The organism is Phytoactinopolyspora endophytica, assembly GCF_004138495.1.
Lineage (GTDB): Bacteria > Actinomycetota > Actinomycetes > Jiangellales > Jiangellaceae > Phytoactinopolyspora > Phytoactinopolyspora endophytica.
In genome coordinates, this window is the sequence record NZ_RZHA01001800.1 from 1 (window position 1) to 842 (window position 842).

The 842-nt window shown below is 65.9% G+C and carries 1 protein-coding gene; it reads left to right on the forward strand.

Annotated elements, in window-relative coordinates; genetic code table 11:
* Positions 1–842: sensor histidine kinase (locus ELR45_RS34240; RefSeq protein WP_205857833.1), on the forward strand; the 842-nt coding region annotated here is incomplete at both ends.

An 842-nucleotide genomic window follows, 5' to 3' on the forward strand; every position in this document is an offset into this window, starting at 1 on the left:
AAACCGAGCGGGACCGGCTTCTCCCGCGTCTTCGGCTACCTCCGGGACCCGCAGCTCTGGCGGGATTTCAGCCACGGTCTGCTCGTCTTGCCGGTGCGCGTGTTCACCTGGTCGTTCACGCTCGCCTGGACCGCAGCCTCGTTGAACGTGACGTATCCGCTGTGGGCTTGGTCGCTTCCCAGGGACGACCCTCGTGACGAAGACAGCACCGGACTTCTCGAGCTCATCACCGGATGGGACTCGTTCGCCGCCGACGTCGCCTTCAACACCGCCGTCGCCGTGGTGTTCCTGGTGACCCTGCCCTACGTAGCACGGACGCTGGCGACCATCGAGTCGTCGATCGCCTGGGCGATGCTGACCAATGAGAATGCGGCGTTGCGGGCCCGCGCCGACGAACTCAACCGCAGCCGCCAAGCCGTCGTCCAAGCCGAAGCCGACACCCTGCGCCGCGTCGAACGAGACATCCACGACGGCCCCCAACAACGCCTCGTCCGCCTCACCATGGACCTGCAATCCGCCCAACGACGACTCGACGACGACCCCAACGCCGCCGCACCCCTCGTCGAAGGCGCACTCAAACAAACCGAAGAAGCCCTCACCGAACTACGCGCACTCTCCCGCGGCATCGCCCCACCCATCCTCACCGACCGCGGACTCAAAGCAGCCCTCGCCGCCTCCGCCGCCCGCAACCCCATCCCCACCACACTCAACATCCAACTCAACGACGACCAACGCCTCCCCACCTCCATCGAAAACGCCGCCTACTTCGTCGCCACCGAATCACTCACCAACGCCGCCAAACACTCCGACGCCACCCACTGCAACGTCACCGTCACCCTCGA